At 34.9% G+C, this 1,891-nt stretch carries 1 protein-coding gene; it reads right to left on the bottom strand.

Annotated features, from left to right (window positions below; all coding sequences use genetic code 11):
• Window positions 1-282: 282 nt before the first annotated feature.
• Window positions 283-1,734, bottom strand: coding sequence for a DDE-type integrase/transposase/recombinase (locus tag C7958_RS15445; RefSeq protein ID WP_111573560.1), 1,452 nt, complete (start codon window positions 1,732-1,734; stop codon window positions 283-285).
• Window positions 1,735-1,891 lie beyond the last annotated feature (157 nt).

Genomic DNA, 1,891 nt, shown 5'->3' with positions numbered 1-1,891 from the left:
GGTACTGTCTAAAAATCTATGAAAAAGTGATATTGAAGTTAGAAATTAAATTTTGAGTAAATTTTAATGGTTGGATGACCGCATTGCCCTTGACAAACACCATATAAATGCTAGCTGAAGAGTGCCGAGGGTGAAGGGGAAGGATATAAAGGCAGGAAAAACTAGCCAACCCTCGAACCATTGATTTTAGCATTTATCTGCTTCGGTTTGTAAAGGGTTCGCTTCGCCAATGCTTTTAAATATCTTTTAGCTGCCTCAGGCTCTGCTAAAAGGATATAAAGGCTAAGCAGACTGCTGCAGGATAATAATATGTTCCTGAGCAAGCTCAATCAATTTACTCCAGCGAGCTGGCATATGAGGCTGAGCATCAAGCTCTGGAATCAGTACAGGCACCTTTTCTTCTAAAGCTGAATGTGGTCTTAAAAAGTTAAAATAAGCGACAAATAGATTAATAAAAGCAATAGATCCAGCTGAAGATTTAAAACCAGTAGTTGTTTTGTAACTGCGCTTGAAAGTTCTGTTTAATCTTTCGATAATCTCTTTTAAAGGCCTGTATTCTGTGGATATCGGGTCCTCATTGGTAAGACCAATAACCTGATGGATATCAAAATGGATTCCATGCTGAGCAAAATAGTGCTGAGCCAATAAATAGATTGGGTTACCATCAACAATAAAAGCTAAATCATCAGGTAAAGTCTTAATCTTTAAGAGGACATCATTAAGTGCTTTAATGGCAGAGAGAGTATCTCTTTGAGGCGATAGCCTGTAAGAGAGAATAATCTTTTTAACAGAATCAAAGAAAAAGAAAAGATACTGCCATTTACCCTTAACTTTAAGATATGTTTCATCACCACAGTAGGAATTAGAAAGCTGATAAGGATAATCGTCAACAAAAGGTTTGATAAGAGAACTAACAGCATCGGCATAATTTAGTACTGTCTGGTGAGAAATCTTAAGTTGATGTATATCCATCATAATGGCTGCAGTTTTCCTGGAAGAAAGACCATAATTAACATAGTAGGTCAAAATCAAACCAAGAGTATGCGAAGAGCAGTGGATTTTGGATATATCAACAGCAGGTAGATTGCTTTCTAAGTTATCATTACTCAGTGGTTTAAAGTCGTATTTAAACTCTCTGTAGATATAACGAACTTTAAATAAAAATGGAGCCTTTTCAAAGTGCTTTTTATCATCCTTGGTCATTAAAGCAAGATTAACTTTGTAGTAGGAGCAGTCATCGTTTTTGCACTTGTAGATATCAAACTCTTTACGTTCTTTAACTTTAGCTAAAGTATGGTCACAGTAAGGGCATTTACGCTTGATAGCTTTAGAATAGATAATTTTGTAGTTAAAGGTTTCAGAACAGACTTTACAGAGAAACTGACCTTTACCACCATTGTTATCGTAGAGATAGATGTGTGGTGCCCCGCAGTAGGGGCAGGTGATAGTGTTGGGAACTTTATTTTTAGAATTTTTATGTCTTCTAACAGGCTTAAGTTCCTTGCCGTTTTGATGCAGATGTTCAGCCAGAAGCTTTTTGTAATCAAGTAATTCAATAGTTTCAAGTTTAGGGAAAGAATCAATCTGCATTTGAGCATAAATTTGATTAACAGGTGGAGTTTTTATCTGGTCTTTTAGATTAACATTTTTACCAACGACTAAGACCATCAGATAATTAATTAACTGCCACTGAATTTGAATATAAAGTAAGAGAGAAATAATAATTGTTTTCAAAGTTTGCCACCTCCTTTTTTTCTAGATAGTTTAGTTAAAACGTCGTTGATTTTAATCTAAATATACCTTGAAAAGGGGAGGTTGGCAAGTTTTAAATATAGATTGTTGATATAACAAGGTTTAGACTGAAAAATGTTCAAAAATATTTTACAGTACG

The sequence above is a fragment of the Halanaerobium saccharolyticum genome, from assembly GCF_003259895.1.
GTDB classification, from domain to species: Bacteria; Bacillota; Halanaerobiia; order Halanaerobiales; family Halanaerobiaceae; genus Halanaerobium; species Halanaerobium saccharolyticum_A.
This window is presented reverse-complemented; position numbering and strand designations above follow the sequence as displayed.